18 protein-coding genes and 1 riboswitch are annotated in these 22564 nt (G+C 34.8%); of the genes, 3 read left to right on the plus strand and 15 right to left on the minus strand.

Features of this window, described 5'->3' with window-relative positions; translation table 11 throughout:
• Nucleotides 1-865 precede the first annotated feature (865 nt).
• The 3 genes from H3S73_RS11645 to queD form a co-directional block, all read right to left on the minus strand.
• Nucleotides 866-1912: a DUF1176 domain-containing protein gene (locus tag H3S73_RS11645; protein ID WP_255519616.1), complete on the minus strand. Its 1047-nt coding sequence runs from the start codon at nt 1910-1912 to the stop codon at nt 866-868.
• Nucleotides 1913-2063: 151 nt separating this feature from the next.
• The gene (locus H3S73_RS11650; RefSeq protein WP_198236741.1) at nt 2064-2678 is read right to left on the minus strand and encodes a 7-carboxy-7-deazaguanine synthase QueE; all 615 of its coding nucleotides are present in this window, start codon (nt 2676-2678) and stop codon (nt 2064-2066) included.
• On the minus strand, nt 2675-3103 hold the full coding sequence (gene queD, locus H3S73_RS11655) for a 6-carboxytetrahydropterin synthase QueD (protein ID WP_198236740.1): 429 nt from the start codon (nt 3101-3103) through the stop codon (nt 2675-2677). Before queD ends, H3S73_RS11650 begins: the two co-directional genes overlap by 4 nt.
• Nucleotides 3104-3106: 3 nt before the next feature.
• A riboswitch (PreQ1 riboswitch) is annotated at nt 3107-3152 on the minus strand.
• Between the two features lie 285 nt (nt 3153-3437).
• Here queD and clpB point away from each other — a divergent pair.
• Nucleotides 3438-6008: an ATP-dependent chaperone ClpB gene (gene clpB / locus H3S73_RS11660; protein ID WP_198236739.1), complete on the plus strand. Its 2571-nt coding sequence runs from the start codon at nt 3438-3440 to the stop codon at nt 6006-6008.
• Nucleotides 6009-6071: 63 nt separating this feature from the next.
• On the opposite strand, the gene H3S73_RS13875 is transcribed toward clpB, so the two are convergent.
• The 4 genes from H3S73_RS13875 to H3S73_RS11680 form a co-directional block, all read right to left on the minus strand.
• Entirely contained in the window at nt 6072-6458 is a 387-nt protein-coding gene (locus H3S73_RS13875) for an IS3 family transposase (protein ID WP_255519615.1), read from the minus strand.
• Between the two features lie 87 nt (nt 6459-6545).
• Entirely contained in the window at nt 6546-6683 is a 138-nt protein-coding gene (locus tag H3S73_RS11670; protein ID WP_198228011.1) for a DeoR family transcriptional regulator, read from the minus strand.
• On the minus strand, nt 6673-7809 hold the full coding sequence (locus H3S73_RS11675; RefSeq protein WP_198236738.1) for a hypothetical protein: 1137 nt from the start codon (nt 7807-7809) through the stop codon (nt 6673-6675). The genes H3S73_RS11670 and H3S73_RS11675 overlap by 11 nt, the downstream gene beginning before the upstream one ends.
• A 346-nt stretch (nt 7810-8155) precedes the next feature.
• Complete coding sequence (locus tag H3S73_RS11680) at nt 8156-8695, minus strand: methylated-DNA--[protein]-cysteine S-methyltransferase (RefSeq protein WP_198236737.1); 540 nt, start codon at nt 8693-8695, stop codon at nt 8156-8158.
• Nucleotides 8696-8868: 173 nt separating this feature from the next.
• On the opposite strand from H3S73_RS11680, the gene H3S73_RS11685 reads away from it, so the two are divergent.
• Complete coding sequence (locus tag H3S73_RS11685; protein WP_232352993.1) at nt 8869-10155, plus strand: MFS transporter; 1287 nt, start codon at nt 8869-8871, stop codon at nt 10153-10155.
• 64 nt (nt 10156-10219) lie between these two features.
• Here H3S73_RS11685 and H3S73_RS11690 read toward each other — a convergent pair whose 3' ends face one another.
• The 8 genes from H3S73_RS11690 to H3S73_RS11725 form a co-directional block, all read right to left on the minus strand.
• Nucleotides 10220-10990, minus strand: coding sequence for a histidine phosphatase family protein (locus H3S73_RS11690; protein ID WP_198228019.1), 771 nt, complete (start codon nt 10988-10990; stop codon nt 10220-10222).
• 15 nt (nt 10991-11005) lie between these two features.
• Nucleotides 11006-12346, minus strand: coding sequence for a hypothetical protein (locus H3S73_RS11695; protein WP_198236735.1), 1341 nt, complete (start codon nt 12344-12346; stop codon nt 11006-11008).
• A 161-nt stretch (nt 12347-12507) separates the two neighbouring features.
• Nucleotides 12508-13335, minus strand: a complete 828-nt coding sequence (locus H3S73_RS11700; protein ID WP_198236734.1) for a histidine phosphatase family protein — start codon at nt 13333-13335, stop codon at nt 12508-12510.
• Between the two features lie 82 nt (nt 13336-13417).
• Nucleotides 13418-14809, minus strand: coding sequence for a glycoside hydrolase family 1 protein (locus H3S73_RS11705; protein WP_198236733.1), 1392 nt, complete (start codon nt 14807-14809; stop codon nt 13418-13420).
• A gap of 3 nt (nt 14810-14812) precedes the next feature.
• Complete coding sequence (locus H3S73_RS11710; protein WP_198228026.1) at nt 14813-16717, minus strand: beta-glucoside-specific PTS transporter subunit IIABC; 1905 nt, start codon at nt 16715-16717, stop codon at nt 14813-14815.
• A 204-nt stretch (nt 16718-16921) separates the two neighbouring features.
• Entirely contained in the window at nt 16922-17764 is an 843-nt protein-coding gene (gene licT, locus H3S73_RS11715) for a BglG family transcription antiterminator LicT (RefSeq protein WP_198236732.1), read from the minus strand.
• Nucleotides 17765-17965: 201 nt separating this feature from the next.
• Complete coding sequence (gene htpG / locus H3S73_RS11720) at nt 17966-19843, minus strand: molecular chaperone HtpG (protein ID WP_144090971.1); 1878 nt, start codon at nt 19841-19843, stop codon at nt 17966-17968.
• Between the two features lie 306 nt (nt 19844-20149).
• A complete protein-coding gene (locus H3S73_RS11725) occupies nt 20150-21511 on the minus strand; it encodes a sodium-dependent transporter (protein WP_198236731.1) in 1362 nt (453 codons plus the stop codon).
• A 335-nt stretch (nt 21512-21846) separates the two neighbouring features.
• On the opposite strand from H3S73_RS11725, the gene ubiG reads away from it, so the two are divergent.
• Nucleotides 21847-22557, plus strand: a complete 711-nt coding sequence (gene ubiG, locus H3S73_RS11730; RefSeq protein WP_198236730.1) for a bifunctional 2-polyprenyl-6-hydroxyphenol methylase/3-demethylubiquinol 3-O-methyltransferase UbiG — start codon at nt 21847-21849, stop codon at nt 22555-22557.
• The last annotated feature ends 7 nt before the right edge of the window (nt 22558-22564 follow it).

The following is a 22564-nucleotide window of genomic DNA, read 5'->3' on the forward strand; positions in this document are numbered from 1 at the left end:
AATAATTTGAGTTTTATGCATTCTTTATAACTATTTTGTTCAGTGTTTTTTTAATCATTAATCCTAAAAATTCATTTTACTGAAGCATCCCTATAACCTGAAACTTTTTGACAAAAATAACGGACTCACAATTACCGAAAAATATTTTTTTGAACAATACTGATAAACAATAAATAAGATTTTAATGTGATTGAATCATTGGATTAACGTTAATTTAATAAATTAATTATATTAATAAGTTATAATTAGTTTTGTAAAAAATATTCAGGAGTGTATACCGTTTCACCATAAAGACACAATAATTCTAAATATGAATTACAATGATAAAAATAATTTGAGTTTTATGCATTCTTTATAACTATTTTGTTCAGTGTTTTTTTAATCATTAATCCTAAAAATTCATTTTACTGAAGCATACCCATAACCTGAAACTTTTTGACAAAAATAACGGACTCACAATTACCGAAAAATATTCTTTTGAACAATACTGATAAACAATAAATAAGATTTTAATGTGATTGAATCATTGATTAACGTTAATTTAATAAATTAATTATATTAATAAGTTATAATTAGTTTTGTAAAAAATATTCAGGAGTGTATACCGTTTTACTTTTTATAAATATCTGAATTTAATTTTAAGAATCGATAGGTTGATAAAAGACTTGTAAGGTGTTCATATTTTATGGTGCAGTCTCAGTCTCAATTAGTAATGAATGCAGTATGATAAATAACTCACCATGTTTATAATCATCTTGTTTATAAGGTCAAATCCAAATCAAATATTAGGTGTAGACATAAAATTAAAATGGGATAGGGTATGAATATTTTTTGCAAATTAAACCTAATATTAATTAATTTATGTCTATTTAGTTACAACTCGTGTAACTAAAATCGGTAGTCTCCATGTTCCACCAAGAAACGCATTACATGAGCCAGTGGTGTTTTTTGCAGAAGGTACGAATTTACGCCCGTTCCATGTGAGTTCTTCATATATCCAACAGTCACCCAATCCTCGCATTTTACGGTCGCTTTTTATAACACCATTATTATATTCAGGAAATACATTGGTTACTACAAACTCAATTTTGTTATTGTTTATTTTTTTCTTAGGAATAACCCAATAAGCATCACTAAAATTATAAGCACCTCTTAAACACGAAGCTTTTAATAAATCGTTATTCTTATCTAATTTGTATAGATAAAAATGCGGTTTAAAGTTATCTTCTTCATCATCTAAATCATAAGAAAAACAGTCAGCTTCTTTTTCGTCACTATAGCGTGTTTTAAATTCAGGAAAAATTGCTATTACTTCGTCTAATGTTAGTTTTTTGCTTTCATCAGACTTAATTACAGTACCTTTTTTTATGACAGGAGCAGGTATTGGCTTATAAACATGATTTTCGCTTTTCTTACCTGATTTTATTATTGCTCTAATTGTACCGATACGGCCTTGTACTTCATCCATTTTTAACATTACCGCATTATAGCCTATATCAAATAACTCCCAATATCTGTCGCCTTGCTTGAAAAAAATTTCATTATCAGTTTTTTTTAATACTCTAAGGAGTGCGCTTAATTGATGAGGTTTTAATTGATAAATTGAATTGGGTTTCTTTATTAGTGTACCCAAGTCTTTATTATTAATAACTAGGCTGATTGGGTGATTCTTTAGTATTTGCTCTTTTTTGTCATCGTCTTCATATTTATAAGATTCGTATTTAAAATAACCACCAGTAATAGGTTGATTTGCACCAGCTTTGCGCTCGAGTAGAATTGATATATGACTATCACCATCATCTAACTCTCTACCAAAACCTGCCACACGACAAGTCAAGGTATTATCACAAACCATTTCCCAATTTACATAGTAAAACTCAACTGCCGTATTGGCATACGCGCAATGACCCAATGTGAATAAAAAAATAATCCTACTAAAAAACGATTAAACATAAACATCACCCAAAGAATATTGGATAATAATAAAGCTAAATTATTAAAATTTAGAGCATAATTTATAGATTGAATTGATTTTTTTATATTTGGCAGTTAATTAAAAAAGATTACTCTATATTTGCAAACTTGTGCGTTTGAATACTGAGTAGCCACTTGTTGTCGTTGCGGTTTTGGTTAATCTTGCCAAGTAATTCAATTGTTTCAAACATATTAAATTCACCCTTTTTTTCGCAAGGGGAAAGATAATAACGTTTTGCTTGAATATTTTGTTCAATATATTGGCAAAAAGGAAGAAAGTCCGCATGGTTTTCGGCAACAATTCGCACTTCACTTGCAGTTGGTTGTATGATTTTTTGATACCGTGCTTGATAGCAAAATTTTGGGCTAAGGGCAATATAGTCAATTAGAGGATCGACTTTACCTAATCCATTACTTTCAATAGCAATATAGTAACCAGCCTGTTTTAGTGGTAAAAGTAATTTTGGTAGCGCTTTAACCATAGTTGGTTCACCACCGGTAATAATGATGTTTTTGCTCGTATATTGTTTAACTTTCGTCAATAACTGCTCTAATGTAAAACGGGTGTATTGGCGAAAGTTAGTATCGCACCAAACGCAATTTAAATTACAACCAGCAAAACGAATAAAAATAGCAGGCATGCCTGTATTGTAACCTTCGCCCTGTAATGATTCGAAGATTTCAACAATGCGAAATTCTGTCATTTTTCACTCCGATGATACTCACAGTATGACGTTGGGGTTTCCCAGAGTTTGATCATTGAGATGGGTAAATATTGTGACAGACAATCAAAAATAAATTTACTCATACCTTCGGCAGTTGTACGACAAGGAAAGGCGAAGATTTTGCGATTCATCTCTTTTAATAATGAAGCAATACGGCACTCATTTGGATTATTTTGATTATATAGATAAGCATGATCGAGAGGATCAACAATATGCTGTTTCACTATTGCTTTTAAATCAGCATAATCCATTATCATATCAGCGCTAGAACCGTTATCTATTAGATCCCCTTCAATTTCGACTAATAAGCGATAAGTATGACCGTGCAGGTTGTGACATTTTTTGTTGTGCCCGTCTAACATATGACAAGCATCGAATTGAAATTCTTTAGCAATTTTGAACATGTATAATTCCTAGTTTTTTTTCGTGGGATGGATTACGAACCACGGTTAGACCACCTAACAAAATAGAGCGGCTAATATAATGGATTAATGCTTAATTGTCATCTTACAATTGTTATTCCGAGCAATATTTATTACACTAACGGTGTAAAATTGAACGTTTATATTTTGCTTATTTCAACAACAGAATATAAATTAATTTTATTGTCGATTTTTTGTAAAAAATTTTCATAAAAAACTCTTGAAATTTATCTTTCCACACTCATTTAGTAACCATGCAAATGGTTTATCTGCTTAAAGCATTTAAGCCAAATCTATTGCTCAGGAGATAGTTAATATGAGGTTAGATAAACTCACTAATAAATTCCAACAAGCTTTAGCTGATGCACAATCATTAGCATTAGGTAAAGATAATCAATACATAGAACCAGTCCATGTTTTATCCGCTATGCTTAATCAAGAAGGTAGCAGTGTCAAGCCTTTACTGGCAGCGGCTGGTGCTAATGTAGCAATGTTACAGCAAGAATTAAATCAAGCTATTGATCGATTGCCACAAGTACAAGGCGTGGGTGGTGAAGTTATTCCATCACAAGAATTTGTCCGTGTTTTAAATCTTTGTGACAAATTAGCACAAAAAAATGGCGATAGTTATATCTCGTCTGAACTCTTTATCTTAGCGGCTTTAGACGAAAAGGGTAGTCTTAGTGATATTCTTAAAAAATCAGGGATCACAAAAGACAGATTAAATCAGGCCGTAAGTCAAGTAAGAGGAAGTGATAACGTGAACGATGCCAATGCCGAAGATCAACGTGGTGCGTTGAAAAAATATACCATTGATTTAACCGAGCGTGCTGAACAAGGCAAGCTCGATCCAGTAATTGGGCGTGATGAAGAAATTCGCCGTACAATTCAAGTATTACAACGTCGTACTAAAAATAATCCAGTGTTAATTGGTGAGCCTGGTGTGGGTAAAACAGCAATTGTTGAAGGACTTGCACAACGCATTGTAAACCGTGAAGTACCAGAAGGATTACGTAATAAACGCGTATTGTCTTTAGATATGGGTGCTTTAATTGCTGGCGCTAAATATCGAGGTGAATTTGAAGAACGCTTAAAAGCCGTTTTAAAAGATTTAGCCAAAGAAGAAGGGCGCATTATTTTATTTATTGATGAAATCCATACCATGGTCGGTGCAGGTAAAAGTGATGGCGCAATGGATGCAGGTAATATGTTAAAACCTGCATTGGCTCGCGGTGAATTACATTGTGTTGGCGCAACAACGTTAGATGAATACCGTCAATATATTGAAAAAGATCCCGCTTTAGAGCGTCGATTCCAAAAAGTGTATGTGGCTGAACCAACTGTTGAAGACACCATTGCTATCTTGCGTGGTTTAAAAGAACGTTATGAATTACATCACCATGTACAAATTACCGATCCGGCAATTGTGGCGGCAGCAACGTTATCGCATCGTTATATTTCCGATCGTATGCTTCCTGATAAAGCCATTGACTTAATTGATGAAGCTGCATCGAGTATTCGTATGCAAATGGATTCAAAACCTGAATCATTAGATCGACTTGAACGCCGTATTATTCAGCTTAAACTTGAGCAACAAGCGCTTAAAAAAGAGTCTGATGATGCGAGTAAAAAACGACTAGAGATGCTAAACGATGAACTTGCTGAGAAAGAAAAAGAGTATGCGTCACTTGAAGAAGAGTGGAAGTCAGAGAAGGCTGCTGTTTCTGGTACTCAGACAATCAAAGCTGAGTTGGAAAAAGCACGAACTGAAATAGAACAAGCTCGCCGTGCTGGTGATCTTAATAAAATGTCAGAGCTTCAATATGGCAAAATACCAGAACTTGAGAAAAGACTCGCATCAGCAACACAGCTTGAAGGCAAGACGATGAAGTTATTGCGTAATAAAGTCACCGATAACGAGATTGCCGAAGTATTATCTAAAGCAACGGGTATTCCTGTTTCAAGAATGCTGGAAAGTGAAAAAGATAAATTATTACATATGGAAGATGCGTTACATAAACGTGTGATTGGTCAAGAGGAAGCCGTTGTTGCGGTAGCCAATGCGATTCGTCGTAGTCGAGCAGGATTGTCTGATCCAAATAAACCAATTGGCTCTTTCTTGTTCTTGGGGCCAACGGGTGTTGGTAAAACTGAACTTTGTAAAGCTTTGGCTAACTTTATGTTTGATAGCGAAGATGCAATGGTCAGAATCGATATGTCCGAGTTTATGGAAAAACACTCTGTAGCACGTTTAATTGGTGCGCCTCCAGGATATGTAGGATATGAAGAGGGCGGTTATTTGACTGAAGCCGTAAGACGTCGTCCTTATTCAGTCATTTTGTTGGATGAGGTCGAAAAAGCACATCCGGATGTCTTTAATATTTTATTACAAGTATTAGATGATGGACGCTTAACCGATGGACAAGGGCGTACGGTTGATTTTCGTAATACCGTTATCATCATGACATCTAACTTAGGTTCTGATTTGATTCAAGGTCAAGTTGAGTTAAGCTATGATGAAATGAAAGCATTAGTAATGACAGTTGTAACTAAACACTTTAGACCAGAATTCATTAACCGTATTGATGAAACGGTGGTATTCCATCCTCTTGGTCAAGAAAATATCAAAGCGATTGCGAAAATTCAATTAGCGCACGTTGAAAAACGCTTAGATGAACGTGGTTACCAATTGGATATTTCGGATGCTGCGTTAGAACAACTTGCTAAAGTTGGCTTCGATCCAATTTATGGTGCAAGACCGTTAAAACGTGCAATACAACAAGAGATTGAAAATCCATTAGCGCAACAAATATTATCTGGTAAGTTAGTTCCAGGTAAAACCATTCATCTTGATTTACAAGGTGATGAAATTGTAGCTAAACAGTAATATTCTTATCACTTGAAAAAACGACCTTAATATGAAGTGACCCCATAAAGTTGGACACTTTCATTAAGCGGCTTGTAAGGCCTGATTTCGATATTCAACCGGAGTCAGGCCTTTTAATTTGGCTTTAATCCGTTTGGTGTTGTAGTATTCTATATAGGTTTGATCAAAAACCATATTATGTATTTGATTTACAGTCTCAGAACCCATAGTACTGCCAGTTTGCGGGTTTATTTTACCGCCAAGTAATATCAATTCGCCATTAGTGCGACTACTGAGTAATGATGCTATTTGCGGTAAATTGGTGACAATGGTTAATTCTAGGTCACTAGGGATATATTCTGCCATGGCTAAATAAGTGGAGCCTGCATCAATAAAAATACACGTGTTCGCTTTGATTAACTCAGCACAATGCTTGGCGACGGATGACTTTTCGGCAACACTTTGTGTCATTCTTGTTTCAAAGCTTGCTGATTGTTTTAAATGACTGACTGCACCACCGTATACTCTTTTGCAGATTCCATCTTGCGCCCGTTTTTGTTAATCTCGACGAATGGTATGCTCTGAAACACCCAATAATTTAATCAAATCTGCGCTTACGACTCTTCCATTTTCGTTTAACAACTGTTGAATATAAGATTGTCGTTGTTTAGGAATTGCATCGTAATCAATCATCATCTATAACTCCATCGACTAATTTACCTTTATCCCAAGCCATATTCTTGTGATATATATTGTCTTCGCCTATATAGTGTGGATTTTCAAAATCGATATTATTTCGTTTTAATAAGCAGGCATTGTATTCATTTTCGGTACATTGACGGCTTACGTTAGTATTAAAATGATGTGTCTGGCATTGATTTTTTTTATGAATATAGTGTTTATTCCTATAGTGATAAACACTATCAATTTGGATCATAATTTTTTGCTCATTTTCGTCATAATCATAACATTTTTTTGTGCCAGTTGCTGATTTGTCTTTGTTATTGAAGTAGAGGTCACTTCCCCACAAGTTTGTCGCTTTGAACTTACCGTTGTCATTGAGATAATAGTCATAGTTATCCCCCAATCTGGTATTAGAATGATACTTTTTAATGGCTAAATCAGGTGCACCATCAAAGTTAATATCTTGCATGATAATACTGTTAAATTTGTTGTAACTGTAATTTAAATTTTGTATTTGTTGCAGTAGTTTATGATTTTTTTTACTGTAAACATTAATACCAACTAACTTAATTTTATCGTTTTTCTGCTTTGACAAAACGGCCGTAAAATAGAGCTTGTCTAGAGATTCTAATTGCAATAACTCAATCTGATTAAATTCTGTATTGGGTTGGTCGTTGATTACCAATTGTTTGTGTAATACTACGGAGTATTGTTGATGATTTTTTCCATCGAACCAATAACCATTTAATGTGTCAGGCAAAAATTTTTGGTCGTCAGCTTGTTCAATGTGCATGTTAATAAATTTAAAATAGTGACTTGAATCTTTAACTTTTATTTTATGCGAAATATTATCGAGATAGATATCTTGATTATCATACAAAACTAAATGGGTAGGATGATCGTCTTCAGTACATGAGCGAATATATTCACATTCAGCAGATAAAATATTAAGTTGTAGTTCAGGATTATTTTGATAAACCCAAACCCCTTTATTAACCTGATTTTCATTATCTTGATTTAAGGAGGTTTCTAAATATAACCTAATTGGGTTGTCGGCAATGTAACCTTTATAAATATAAATAGAACTTAATGCAGGGAAAGATAGTATTAATAATAAGCTGAGCAGTAAATTTCTCATTTTATTCGGTTATTGATTGATTATTCTATTTTTTAACTATGCCCCAGTATAATGTCTTAAGTGATTTTGTACAGATAAATTCAAAGGTTAAATGCTAATGGTGATAGCCTAAGCTATACTCATTTCTTTTTATTTTACTGATTACTATGTTTTATATCATTTATTGATGGATGTTAATTGTTGACAATACCAACTTAAGTCGAATTCTAAACAATTGTAAATATCTAATAATTTATTTATATCTTTAAATATTTAATCAGCAATAATGCATGTTTTCAGCAATTTCAGCCAAACTGATTGATTATCTTATGTTAATAAAATAGTTCAGACTAATCTTTTTAATTAGTTAAAGTGCCGTTCCTCTTGTTGGAATAACAAATTGAGAAGTATCTATATTTTCCAGTTTAAGCAAGGCAATTTTTTTATCAATTCCGCCTGCATACCCAGTCAAATTACCTTTAGCCCCAATTACGCGATGGCACGGAATGATGATTGATATTGGATTATGACCTACTGCTCCACCAACAGCTTGGCTAGACATGCTTGCGGTATTGGTTTTTTGCATGATCTGTTTTGCGATGTCGCCATAGGTAATCACTTGACCATAAGGAATTTGGCATAAAATATCCCAAACTAAATGTCGAAAAGGAGTACCCTGTGGCGCTAAGGGTAGTGCTTCAATAGTCGGTTTTTTACCATTAAAGTAGTCATCAAGCCACAATTTAGTCTTGTTAAAGATGGGTAGATTGGGTTGATATTGTTTTTGGGCATCTACGATTTGCCCAAAATATTTTTGACCTTCGATCCAAACCCCAACCAATTTATTTTGCTGACTAGCAAGCGTGATTAATCCCATTGGTGAATAATAGGTGTCTAGATAAAACATAGCTATCCTTATTAGGTAAATTATTAGGTAAAGGTGCACAAATTCTATTATAGCGACTTCTTATATTATGCCTATGGTTATTACTTTTTTTATTGAATATGTAAAAAGTATTAACTCTGACTATAATGTCTTTAACGACTTTTAAAATAACAATAATGTTGAAAGGATGGATTATGGATTCAAACACTAAACCTGCTAACTCGATGTCTCGTGTTGCTTTAGCTAGTTTTATCGGCACAGCGATTGAGTTTTATGACTTTTATATTTATGCAACAGCCGCTGCCTTAGTTATTGGACCGGTATTTTTCCCTGACAGTTCGCCATCTGCTCAGGCGTTACAATCTTTTGCTACTTTTGGTATAGCCTTTGTTGCCCGTCCAATTGGCGCCATTTTATTTGGGCACTTTGGTGACAAAATAGGGCGTAAGTCTACCTTGGTGTTTTCTCTTATATTAATGGGTGTGGCAACGGCCGGAATTGGATTATTACCTAGCTATAATGCTATTGGTTTTTGGGCGCCGTTTTTGCTGTGTATTTTAAGACTTGCACAAGGATTAGGGCTGGGTGGTGAGTGGGGTGGGGCAGCATTGCTGGCAACTGAAAATGCTCCACAAAATAAGCGAGCATTGTTTGGCATGTTTCCTCAGTTAGGACCATCGATTGGTTTTTTATTATCTAATGGTGTGTTTTTGTTGGTCACTTTATCACTCTCCAATGAACAATTTTTACAATGGGGATGGCGAATTCCGTTTTTATTAAGTGCAGTATTGGTGATTATTGGTTTATATGTGCGTTTAAAATTGGTTGAAAGTCCCATTTTTGCCAACGCATTGCGCAGCAAACAGCAAGTTAAAGTTCCTGCGTTTAACATCTTTGTTCATCATTGGAAAGCTTTGGCGTTAGGTTCATTTTCAATGGTAGGTTGTTATACTTTATTTTATATAACTACTGCATTTTTATTGCAATATGGCACTAAATATCTGGGTATTGCTAAAGGTCATTTTTTAGGTTTTTTATGTGTTGCTATTGTCTTTATGGCGATAGCGACTCCAATTTCTGCACGCTTAAGTGATAAATATGGGCGTAAACCTGTGCTTGTTATTGGCTTGTTATTCGTCGCATTATCAGGCACAGTTATGACGCAGTTTATGGCAAGTGGTTCAGAATTATTGGTCTTGATCTATTTATCTCTTGAGCTGTTTTTAATGGGCATGGTGTTTGCCCCTATGGGCGCCTTTTTGCCCGAAATCTTTCCAACCAATGTACGTTATACGGGGTCTTCGGCCGCTTACAGTATTGGCGGTATTTTAGGGGCGTCTATTGCACCTATTATAGCCAATTATTTGGTAGCAAATGGTGATTTATCTTGGGTGGGGTATTATGTTGCCGTTGCTTCAATCATCAGTATTTGTGCAACATTACTCATAAAAGAGACTTTAAACAGTGACTTTACTCAATAGTGATTAAAAATAAAAAGACTCACCTTGGTGAGTCTTTTTTTATGGTATTTAGTTCTTGTTACAATTATTTGCCAAGCGCTTTACCTTTTTCGACATAGCTCATATCACCTAAACTTTCGACAATAAATTTACCGTCATCAGTATATCGAATTTTAGTAACACTTGCGTTACCTAATCCACCTTTGACTGGTGTATCAAGCCATTCTTCAACCATGGCTGTGATCGCCATGCCGTGTGATACCACTAGCACATCACCACCACCATTAGCTTTGGCTGATTCAGCAATTACTTTTAATGCAGCTTGCATACGAGTTTTTACTTTGTTGTAGTCTTCTGCTTCACCAGATTTTTCAACTGCGGCAATGGCATCCATAATTTTGTTTAATCTGATTTTACCTTTTCCAAAATCTTCCATTAATTCTTCATGGCCTGAATAGCCTAAATATTTACCTGCAGGTCCCCACATATTAGGATCAAGATCACCTTCATATTCACCAAAGCATGTTTCGCGAAGCGCTTCCATTTCGTTAATTGGTAGTGATTGACCTTTTGACTCTAAAACAATGCGAGCAGTTTGGCGAGCACGACCTAAATCGCTTGAATAAGCAGCAATAAAGTTCACATCTTTTAGGCCTCGTCCTAATTGCTCAGCAACTTCGATTCCTGGTTTGGTTAATGGAGTATCTGACCAACCTTGTGCACGGTGGACGTTATTGAACATGGTTCTACCATGGCGAGTTACATATAAATTCACATCAGCAGCAAACGTTTGGGCAATTGAAGCGGAAAGAATTACAGATAAGCTGACCAGCTTAATAAATTTTTTGATTTTCATAGTTTCGTCCTTTTGTTATAACAAATTAAATCGATAATCAATAACAGTTTCTGCTGATAATGTTGGTGAACGCTGAGCACGACCATCTCTTAATTTTGGTGTAATATCTCTAGTGCTCAAAGTTTTATAAGACCAACCATAACCAAATTTTGCCAGAATCGATAGATTTTTAAATGTTCCACTGGAAGGTTTCCAGAAGTTGAACACATTTATTTCTCCATTTTTTAGGGTTTCGTGTTTATAGTTAAATTCACCATAGTTTAGGAATAAACCTGTGGTGTTATCTTTAAATAAATCATAACTTAATATGCTTGAGAATACTAGTTCCCCATCACGCATATAGTCGGCACCTGTAGCCGCCATGCCGTTATAGCGCCCACGATTATTTCTACCTAGATGACGTCCATAATAACCTATAGCGCCTTTGCGATTAGCATCGGTATAAGCAATACCAAACTTGGCGCTCCATTTAGATTCTTTCCACTCAATGTCCGCGCCATAATGCCAAGCTGAATCATCAAAATCGCGGACATTCGCTTTCATTTTGTCATGATTTTTAAGCGCGGTGCTACCATAAATTTGTGAACCTAAGGTAAGTTTTTCTGTTGGTTTATAGGAAAATTCAATCGCATGACGTTTAATATAATCTTTCGCCTCACCATATGAATAATCAATATTGATGGTTTTATCTTTATAGGCAATACCAGCTGATTTAATATTATCAATTACATAATTTCTGTCTAAGCTATAAAAATGCAATTTTTGGGATGATTCACGCGGAAAGGCACTGTCAATATAGACTAATGATAATGCTAAATTAGAATACTTAAATACACCACTGTAACCTAAATAACTATAACGAGTTAAATGTTGTGATGAACTCATGACACCGGTATCTTTTAAACTATGCCAACCCGCTTTACCATTAAAATTAACTTCTTCATTGCCCAGCTTGATTTTAGCATAGCGTTGAGTAAATTTATTAAATCCATGGGCATTGTGTTTATTCGGCTGCCTACCAACGTTATAGAGTAAATTACGAGTTGCAAAGTAGTCGCTCGCTCCAAGTTTTATTACGTTGTCGTAAGTGAAGTCAAAACCAAGTGTATCAAATAAATAACCAGATTTATAATTAAACGTAAATGCTTCCCCCCATGCACTATGAACTTCCTTAGGTTGAGATGCATTTTCTTTTAAATATTTCCAATGGTTACGTGTTGAAAATTCAAATTTACTATCTTTAAAAAATGTTTCATCAGATAGGGATTTGGGTTGATAATGATAAGATGATTCACTAGCAAATACGGCATAACTGTTTATACTCAATAGTGCCAATGTTAGATATTTGATTTTCATTGTTGTTTTCCTAACTGTTTATCCTAATTTAAAAATGTTTGGTATTTATGGGGCTTTTACTTTTACTAAACATTTAGGTTTTGTCTGCAAAAGCAGTAACAATCCTATCTTTCCACTTTAATTGTTTTTTAGTTATTGATTGTTTCCTCCATCCTTATTACTTATTTATTTAAAGATAATTTACCTAAATTCACATACTCCATATTGCCAATTTCAACGACATTGTATTTACCATTTTGGTAAACGATTTTAACGACAGTTGCATTAGATAATGGTTTATTTTTAATTGGATCATCGGTGAGATCGGAAATCATGACTTGCATTGACATGCCAGATGAAATCGCCAAAATATTTTTTTGATGTTTCTCTTGTGCCGTTTTTATAATGGTATTGAGTGCATTTTGAGTACGCTCTTTAACTTGTTCAAAGTTTTCCGCTTCATGTTTAGGATCACTTTTCGCAATAGCATCTGTAAGTGCTGCCACTGGAATTTGACCATTTACATAGCTTTTATAGAAGTTATTAACTGATTTATAGCCAAGTGACTTCATTGAAGCAGAGACCATTTTTGCGTTGGTGCCGCCTTCAAACCCACCATAAAAGACTTCACGTAATCCTTTGAGTTCTTGAATTTGATAATCTTGGACGCCTATTTGTTGTAATAGTACTTGCATGGTTTCACGTTGACGTCCCGCATCGCTGGTGTAGTAGGCATCAAATTGGATTTGCTTATCTTTAAATCCTTCTCCTAAATAACGCGCAACTTCAATCCCTTTATCGGTTAATGGTGAATCCGCCCAACCTTGTACTAAATCATAGGTATTGAATAAGGTTTTACCGTGACGTGCAAAATAGATGGTAATCTCTTCATTATTGTTGATTTCGTTATCAATTGACACTTTACTTGATGGGGATCTGCATCCAGTTGTAAGTGTTGTTAGAACTAATAGTCCGATGGTTAATGCTTTTTTTATTGTTTTATTTTTCATTATTAGACTCGTATCGCATAAATTATTGGTATGCTAAATCAATTAGCAGGTAAGTATAATTAATCACTTACCCGCATCATTATTATTTCAAATTCGCCCCTTTGGATGAAATTACTGATTTATACCAATAAAAACTTTTCTTTTTATAACGCGTTAAAGTGCCTGTTCCATCTTGATTTAAATCGACATAGATAAATCCATAACGTTTAGTTACTTCCGCTTTTGAAGCACTGATTAAGTCAATTGGTCCCCAACTGGTATAGCCCATCACTTCAACACCATCGTTGATTGCTTCGCGCACTTGCACTAGGTGATCGTTCATATAATTAATACGGTAATCATCATTGATGGTGCCATCAGCCTCTAATTTGTCTTTAGCGCCTAGACCATTTTCAACAATAAATAATGGTTTTTGGAAACGCTCATAGAGCATATTAAGAAGATAACGGATGCCGATAGGATCGATTTGCCAACCCCATTCCGATGCTTTTAGATATGGATTTGGCACCATATCCAAGATATTACCTTTTTGGCGTAAAGAATCATCTGCGGTACCACAGCAGCTCATATAGTAACTGAATGAGATAAAATCGATGGTTTCTTTTAGATCTTCACGATCTTGATCCGTAATTTCTAACTCAATATTGTTCTCTTTAAAATAACGAGTCATATAAGTAGGATAATAACCACGAGCTTGCACATCACCAAAGAATAACCAGCCATGATTTTCTTGTAAGGTTGCCCAAACATCTTCAGGTTTTGGCGTGAGTGGATAAGCCAGTGCACCTAGTAGCATATTGCCAATTTTGGCATCAGGAATAATTTGATGACACAATTTTACAGCTTGGCTACTCGCAACAAGTTGATGATGAATCGCTTGATAAATTTGTGCTTTAGTACTGTTTCTATCAAGACCAACACCTGTGAACGGCTCATGTAGAGACATATTAATTTCATTGAACGTTAACCAATGTTTTACTTTATCTTTATAGCGTTCAAAGACTGTTTTAGCATAACGGGTGAAGAATTCAATTACCTTTCGATCGCCCCAACCGCCATATTGAGTGACTAAATAATAGGGCATCTCATAGTGAGATAATGTGACCAATGGCGTGATGTTATGTTTGAGCATTTCATCAAATAATTTGTCATAAAAAGCAAGACCAGCTTCATTTGGCTCTAGTTCATCACCGTTCGGGAAAATACGCGTCCATGCAATGGATGTACGTAGGCAGGTAAAACCCATTTCAGCAAATAAAGAGATGTCTTCTGGGTAGCGATGATAAAAATCGATCGCGCGATCTTTAATACTAGTAATATCGTTTTTATTACGGTCTACAATGTCGCCAAATAAGCCATTTGGCGTACAATCCGATGTGGATAAGCCTTTACCGCCTTCTCGGTATGCTCCTTCAACTTGGTTGGCAGCAATTGCGCCGCCCCATAAAAAATCACTAGGAAATAGTTTAGACATGTATTACTCCTTATTTTCGGATTTGTTTAATGCTAGTAATGCATCGCCAGATTGAATATCATCTTGCATAAAAATAGTTTGCACATCTTTATAGTCATCACTGTTAGTTATGATTATTGGGGTAGTGACTTCAAATCCAGCTTGTTTAATGGCCTCAATATCAAAGCTGACTAATAGATCGCCTTTTTTAACTTTACTACCCGCTTCAACGTGTGCTTCAAAATGTTGTCCATCTAATTTAACGGTGTCGATACCGATATGGATGAGTATTTCAGCGCCTGTATCAGTTACAAATCCAATAGCATGTTTGGTTCTAAATAGAGATACCACTTCTCCGTCTTCTGGTGCTAATGCTTGACCAATTGTTGGGATGATTGCCGAACCTTTACCCATTAGTTCACCAGCAAAAGTAGGATCATTAACTTGAGTTAATGGAATCACTTTACCTGTCATTGGGCTTGAAATAGTGATAGTGTCGACTTGTTTAACTTCATCGGTTTGTTTTTTATCTTCATTTTTTTGAGTTTGATTTTCATCGGCTGCTTTTTTATCTTTTGGTATACCAAACAGGTAAGTTACAGTTGTTGAAACACCGAATGAAATGAGAGAACCAAATACCACCGCATAGAATCTTTCATCAATTCCAGTTGGCGGAATTAATTGTAAGAATGAGAAAATACTAATAAAGCTGAATGAATAGATAACCGAATGGTAATAACCAACAATACCACCGCCAATCATTGCTGAGATACAGCCAATCACAAATGGGCGTTTTAATGGTAGATTAATTCCATAGATAGCCGGTTCTGTTACACCAAAAATGCCTGATAATACCGACGAACTGGCTAACGCTTTCATTTGTGGGTCTTTACTGCGTAACATGACCGCTAATACTGCACCGACTTGCGCAAATACTGCAGGGAACAAGATAGGCATCATAAAATCTTCGTTGTAAAGGGTAAAATTGTTCATTGCAAATGGTACCATCCCCCAATGAATTCCAAAAATAACCATTACTTGCCAAAGTCCGGCTAAAATCATCGATGCAACTACTGAGTTAAGTTGATAAACGTAGATGATACCAGCAGCCACAATATCACTTAAAAATGATACAACTGGACCAATAACGGCAAACGTTAATGGTACGGTAATGATGATACCAAGCAATGGGGCAATGAATTTTTTAAATGAATCATGCATAATCTTGTTAAAATTACGTTCTAATAACGAATAGAACCAGCTAGCGATAATGATAGGGAACACTGACGATGCATAAGGAATCAATTTAATAGGTATCATAAATAATGAAGTTTGTATTTCAAATGCACCACCTAGCATGCCAACAATATTGGGATGAACTAATGCTCCACCTAATGCCATACCAACGTAGGGATTTCCGCCAAACTTTTTAACAGCTGAAAAACCTAAAATGACCGGTAAATAGTAAAATGGCGCATCCGCAATTGCGAACAAGAAGTTATAAGTTGGAGAACCCTCATAGACAATGTTTTCAACTTGCAATAAAGCGATTATCCCCTTAAAAATACCTCCGGCGACGATTACAACTAACGCAGGAATAAATATACCGGAAACTAAATCAATTAGTTTTGAAAAAACTCCCATTTTTTTATCAGGGGCAGCATTGGTTGTATTATTTTCATTAAGATTGGTTAATTGCATTATGTCACTGAATACATCGGCAACATGATTGCCAATTACTACTTGAAATTGTCCCCCGCTTTTTACGACAGTAATCACACCTTTTTGTTTTTTGAGTGATTCTGCATCAGCTTTACTGTCATCTTTTAATACAAAACGTAAACGAGTAGCACAATGAACTAGACTTGTGATATTGTCTTTTCCACCAACTTTATTAATGATTGATTCGGCAAGTTCTTTGTTTTTCATTCCTTATCCTTATTTGTTTAACGCTTAAATAGCGCAAAAAAAAACCTAGATCTCTTATTATCAAGAGATCTAGGTTTTGCTTACATAGTAATAATTTACTATGCAATAACAATCCAGTAAATGAGATGTTTAGATTAGCATAATTTTTTATGGCATGGTATGACTTCTCAGACTGTGATTAATAAATTGTGATATATCTCACATTTATGGTTTTTTTAATTCAGTTCTCAACCGTTCTATATGAATAGTTAAGTATAAACTTTCATCATCAGTAAGTGGGTGTTGATATTGTTGAATCAGATGTAAATCAATTTGCTTAGTGCATAAGTAAGCTTGATCATATTTTTGGCGAACAATTTCGTATAGTGAAGAATCTTGTTGCGTTTGTGTTCCTTTACTTAATATTCGTTGCGCAAAAAATTTTAAATGTGTTACAAATCGTTGGTAAGATAGGCAATCTTCATCATATTCAATGCTGAAATGATATTTAACAATATTAAGTATTTCGCGCATGATTTTGGTCATATTGACAATATTGGGCATGGTGCCATTTAGTTGTGCATTAATAATATGAAAGGTAATAAAGCCTGCTTCATCTTCTGGTAGTTCTATACCAAGGCGTTTTTTAATGATGGATAATGCATAAAGACCAATTTGGAACTCTTTCGGATAGAATTTCTTGATTTCCCATAAAAAGCCATTAGGAATATCAAATCCTTGCTTGTGGCGTTCAATAGCAAAATGGATGTGATCAGTAAGTGAAATATAAATACTGTCTTGCAGTTTACTTTCCATAAATTCTTTAGCATGATTGATTATAATTTGAGAAGTGGTTAACACCTCCAAAGGAATTTCAGAAAGTAATTCATTAAATTTAGGCAATATATCTTTGTTATCTAAAGAAAATTGTTTTTCGATCAGATTGATATCGATTAAATCACCTTCGCGTTTTTTAAAACCAATACCTCGCCCAGTAAGGATTAACTCTTTTCCTTTATCATCCAGTGTAACAATTACATTATTATTTAATATTTTATGAACTTTCATTAAATTAAGGATAATTTTTAATTTTTTTTATTATGAATAGCTAAATAAAAATGAAAAGCAAAAAATTAAAAAAGTGTGATTAATATCAAACTTTTGCCAGAATTTAGTTGCCAATAAATTCTTTTTCTATCAATGAACCAAAGTAGCTATAAAAAAGCCCCGATTAAGTCAATCTTATCGGGGCGCAATTTTATGTTTTATTTATTCTTGTGCTAATAACTTATTCATAGTTTGAATAAATTTACTTGGATCGCTTAATGAACCTTTTTCAGCAAGTAATGCTTGATCAAGTAATAACTCAACCCAATCAGTGAACTCACTTTCTTCTTGAGTATCTGCTATACGTTTCACCAGTTTATGATCTGGATTAATTTCAAACGTATATTTGATATCAGGTGCTTTTTGTCCAGCAGCAGCAAACAATTTGGCCATTTGTGTGCTCATTTCGTCAGCAGCAGTTGTGACAACAGCAGGTGTGTTAGTTAAACGATGAGTTATTTTAACTTCCTTAACTTTATCACCTAATACTGTTTTTACTCTTTCAATAAATGGCTCAAGTTCTTTTTCAACTTGTTTTTGTTCTTCACTATCTTGATCAGCTAGTTTTTCAATAGATTCGTCTGATTTACTGACTGATTGGAATTGTTTACCATCAAATTCAGTTAGGTTGCTCATCATCCATTCATCAATACGATCGGATAATAATAATACCTCAATACCTTTTTTACGGAATAGCTCTAAGTGAGGGCTGTAATTTGCAGCACCATAGCTGTCCGCTGTGATGTAGTAAATCTTTTCTTGACCGTCTTGCATACGGCTGATGTAATCTTCTAACGATACAGTTTGTGCATCACTATCAGTGTGGGTTGAAGCAAAACGTAATAATTTAGCTATCGCTTCACGGTTAGCAAAGTCTTCACCTGTACCTTCTTTTAATACTAAACCAAATTCACCCCAGAACTGTTGATATTGTTCTTTATCATCTTTGGCTAATTTTTCAAGCATTTGTAGTACGCGTTTAGTACACGCATTACGTAAACTTTGGGTGATTTTGTTATCTTGTAGAATTTCACGCGATACATTTAATGGAAGATCATTTGAATCAATTAAACCTTTCACAAAACGTAAATAGTTCGGCATGAATTGTTCAGCATCATCCATAATAAATACACGTTGAACATATAATTTTAATCCGTGTTTATTATCACGATTCCACATATCCCACGGTGCTTTAGCTGGAATATACAGTAAACTGGTGTACTCTTGTTTACCTTCAACTCGGTTATGGCTCCAACTTAATGGATCAGCATAATCATGTGACAGGTGCTTATAAAATTCTTTATACTCTTCATCAGTGATATCGGATTTACTACGTGTCCAAAGTGCTTGAGCTTTATTAACTTTTTCCCATTTGACTTCTTTACTTTCTTCGTCAGTGGTTTGCACTTCAACAGGTAATGAAATGTGATCAGAATATTTACTGATAATGGAACGTAGACGCCAATCATCTAAAAACTCTTTCTCATCTTCTTTTAAATGTAAAGTGATTTCGGTACCGCGAGTTTCTTTATTATCATCTGAAATGGTATATTCACCTTCACCCGCTGATTCCCACATAACGGCTTGGTCAGCTTTGGCGGTTGCTGCACGGGTTCTCACTGTAACTTTGTCAGCAACAATAAAGGCAGAGTAAAAACCAACCCCGAATTGACCGATTAATTGGCTATCTTTAGCTTGATCGCTTCCAATGGATTCTAAAAATGCTTTGGTGCCTGATTTTGCAATGGTTCCTAAATTTTCGATGACTTCATCACGCGTCATACCGATACCATTATCAGAAATCGATAGGGTACCGGCTTCTTTATTTACCCAAATGCGCACTCCAAGTTCGCCGTCACCTGCATATAAATCTGGGTTTTCTAATGCTTTGAAACGAAGTTTATCAGCTGCATCTGATGCATTGGAAATTAGTTCTCTTAAAAAGATTTCTTTATTGGAATATAAAGAATGGATCATTAAATGTAGAATTTGTTTAACTTCAGATTGAAATCCACGAGTTTCAGTGCCTTGCTTACTCATTGACTAGTTCCTCTACTATATTTAGTTAATTCAATTCACGCTATCTGCTGCATAACGTTATTATCGACAAAACTATATGATTTTTATCGATTTATTATGCAGCTTTAGTCGTTAATATTTACTGAATAATATTAATATAATGGTTTGATTTATTGTTGTATTGCTATATGGGAATAAAAAATAGGATTTCAATACAAGTTAGTAAAATTTATTAATTGTTTGTCTGTTTTTTGTTAAATAAGGGGTTTAAAAAAGCCTTGATGGATATCAAGGCTTATAATCTATATTATGTAATTTTGATATTATTTAAATAAATCCATAAATAAGAATTAAAATCACCGCCACTGGAACAATAAATCGAGATAATACCGTCCAAATATTGAACCAAAATTCATTTAAGTTTAACTCTTCACGGATACGTTTTTGATTCATCATCCATGCTCCAAACACTACCGTACCTAAGCCGGTAACCGGTAACATGATTTTACTCGTTAAATAATCGAGTAAATCAAAAATGTTTTTATCAAATAATTTTACGTTTGACCATTCATTAAATGACAAAATACAAGCAATACCTAACGCCCAGATGAAAACACTGCTTACCACTGTTGCTGTTTTACGTCCCATATGGGTTTTTTCTTCCAATAGTTCAACTGTTGGTTCAAGTAATGATATTGAAGAAGTTAACGCAGCAAAAGTTAAGAAGATAAAGAATAAACAGCCTAAAATAGCTCCTCCAGCCATATTTCCAAAGGCAATTGGAAGTGTAACAAAAATAAGCCCAGGACCAGAACCCGCTTCTAAACCGTTGGCAAATACAAGAGGGAATATCGCCATACCCGATAGCATTGCTACTATTACATCTAAAATCACCACTGTACGCGCGGTTGATAGTAAATTTACATCTTTACCAAGGTAAGAACCGTATGCCATCATTATGCCCATACCTAATGATAAGCTAAAAAAGGCATGACCTAATGCTGCTAAAATTGCGGTGCCATTTAGCGCTGACAAATTTGGGGTAAATAAGAATTTAAATGCTTGACCAAAAGATGGACCACTTACATAAGCAGCATAGCCAACTAGCACCAGTAGTAATATACCCAAGCCTGGCATCATGATTTTACATGATCGCTCTAAACCAGCGCCAACGCCTAAAGCAACAATGAGAGTATTAGCCGCCATAAAAACGGTATGCCATATTAATAGGCTGTCAACGTTGTCAAGAAAGTTTTTAAAGATTTGACCTGTGCCCGCACCATCAACCCCATTAAAAGTTCCTTTAATTGCTAAAAAGATGTAGTCTGTTGCCCAGCCACCAATCACGCTATAAAATGAAAGAATTAAAAATGAACCGAGTACACCTATAATGCCTACCCATTTCCATGATCTAGAACGGCCTTCAGAAACAGCCACATCTTCCATAGTATGAATTGGGTTTTTTTGTCCACGACGACCAATTAACCATTCCAAGACCAAAATAGGCAAGCCAATTAAAAACATAAACAGTAAATAGGTCAACACAAATGCTGAACCCCCCATTTCGCCCGCCATATATGGAAACTTCCAAATGTTTCCTAACCCAACAGCAGAACCAGCAGCAGCAAGCATGAATCCCATGCGTGAGCTCCACTGAGAGTGATTTTTTTTCATAGTACCTGTACTCATGAATATTTACCTTGCCCTCAAAATAATTATTTAATTGTCGCTTTAATTAATGTCTAACCATTACTTTATCAAAAGCATAAAATTGCAAATCATGCCATGAAATACAAGGGGAAACAAGAATTCATTATAAATTTTAATGTGACTGTCTATTTTAACATTAGAATTATTTATTGTAATAAACCTTATTGAGTTGATTATATAAAAGTTTTATTTTAAATATACTCATCACTCACTCGTATTTTATTGATATTGCATTTAATTTTATTCTTTTATTCACGCCAACCATGACATAAAATAGAGTCTGATTAATTAAATTTTTGGATAAACAAGATCCCATGACACAAAATATTGATTTCAATGAAATAAGTAAATTTTCTCAGTTAGCAGCTCAGTGGTGGGATCCAAATGGCAAATGCAGACCTCTCCATATTATCAACCCTTTACGTGTGGATTATATTAAACAACAGGTAGGTTGTTTAGAAAATAAACGAATATTAGATGTCGGCTGCGGGGGAGGCATTCTATCCGAAAGTCTTGCAAAATTAGGCGCTGATGTTACAGCGATTGATCTGGCAGATGAATCACTGGCCGTTGCCCAGCTTCATGCAAAAGAAAATAACTTAGTTATTAATTACCAAAAGCAAACCGTTGAAGATCATGCTAAAGAACATCCTACTTATTATGATGTCATTACCTGTATGGAACTATTAGAACATGTACCGGATCCATTTTCGATTATCCAAGCTTGTGCAACGCTACTTAAACCGAATGGCAAACTCTTTTTATCTACTATAAATCGTAATCACAAAGCTAAACTATTGCTAATTTATGGCGCAGAATACATCGCTCGCATGGTACCAAAAGGAACTCATGATTTTAACCGATTCATTCGTCCATCAGAATTAATGAATTGGGTAGAACAAGCGAAATTGGATGTTGAAGATATCATAGGCATGGAATATCACATACTCAAAAATGAATTTAAGTTGGGACCAAACATTGATGTTAACTACATTTTGACAGCCCAAAAAAACTCAAATTTGTAAAATGTGA

The sequence above is a fragment of the Gilliamella sp. B14384G12 genome (genome assembly GCF_016101825.1).
Classification (GTDB): Bacteria; Pseudomonadota; Gammaproteobacteria; order Enterobacterales; family Orbaceae; genus Gilliamella; species Gilliamella apicola_N.

What these genes read in the sequence shown, in the direction of transcription:
- H3S73_RS11650 (WP_198236741.1), bottom strand. Translation starts at nt 2,678, where the DNA reads ATGACAGAATTTCGCATTGTTGAAATCTTCGAATCATTACAGGGCGAA.
- queD (WP_198236740.1), bottom strand. Translation starts at nt 3,103, where the DNA reads ATGTTCAAAATTGCTAAAGAATTTCAATTCGATGCTTGTCATATGTTA.
- clpB (WP_198236739.1), top strand. Translation starts at nt 3,438, where the DNA reads ATGAGGTTAGATAAACTCACTAATAAATTCCAACAAGCTTTAGCTGAT.
- H3S73_RS13875 (WP_255519615.1), bottom strand. Translation starts at nt 6,458, where the DNA reads ATGACACAAAGTGTTGCCGAAAAGTCATCCGTCGCCAAGCATTGTGCT.
- H3S73_RS11670 (WP_198228011.1), bottom strand. Translation starts at nt 6,683, where the DNA reads ATGATGATTGATTACGATGCAATTCCTAAACAACGACAATCTTATATT.
- H3S73_RS11675 (WP_198236738.1), bottom strand. Translation starts at nt 7,809, where the DNA reads ATGAGAAATTTACTGCTCAGCTTATTATTAATACTATCTTTCCCTGCA.
- H3S73_RS11680 (WP_198236737.1), bottom strand. Translation starts at nt 8,695, where the DNA reads ATGTTTTATCTAGACACCTATTATTCACCAATGGGATTAATCACGCTT.
- H3S73_RS11685 (WP_232352993.1), top strand. Translation starts at nt 8,869, where the DNA reads ATGGATTCAAACACTAAACCTGCTAACTCGATGTCTCGTGTTGCTTTA.
- H3S73_RS11690 (WP_198228019.1), bottom strand. Translation starts at nt 10,990, where the DNA reads ATGAAAATCAAAAAATTTATTAAGCTGGTCAGCTTATCTGTAATTCTT.
- H3S73_RS11695 (WP_198236735.1), bottom strand. Translation starts at nt 12,346, where the DNA reads ATGAAAATCAAATATCTAACATTGGCACTATTGAGTATAAACAGTTAT.
- H3S73_RS11700 (WP_198236734.1), bottom strand. Translation starts at nt 13,335, where the DNA reads ATGAAAAATAAAACAATAAAAAAAGCATTAACCATCGGACTATTAGTT.
- H3S73_RS11705 (WP_198236733.1), bottom strand. Translation starts at nt 14,809, where the DNA reads ATGTCTAAACTATTTCCTAGTGATTTTTTATGGGGCGGCGCAATTGCT.
- H3S73_RS11710 (WP_198228026.1), bottom strand. Translation starts at nt 16,717, where the DNA reads ATGAAAAACAAAGAACTTGCCGAATCAATCATTAATAAAGTTGGTGGA.
- licT (WP_198236732.1), bottom strand. Translation starts at nt 17,764, where the DNA reads ATGAAAGTTCATAAAATATTAAATAATAATGTAATTGTTACACTGGAT.
- htpG (WP_144090971.1), bottom strand. Translation starts at nt 19,843, where the DNA reads ATGAGTAAGCAAGGCACTGAAACTCGTGGATTTCAATCTGAAGTTAAA.
- H3S73_RS11725 (WP_198236731.1), bottom strand. Translation starts at nt 21,511, where the DNA reads ATGAGTACAGGTACTATGAAAAAAAATCACTCTCAGTGGAGCTCACGC.
- ubiG (WP_198236730.1), top strand. Translation starts at nt 21,847, where the DNA reads ATGACACAAAATATTGATTTCAATGAAATAAGTAAATTTTCTCAGTTA.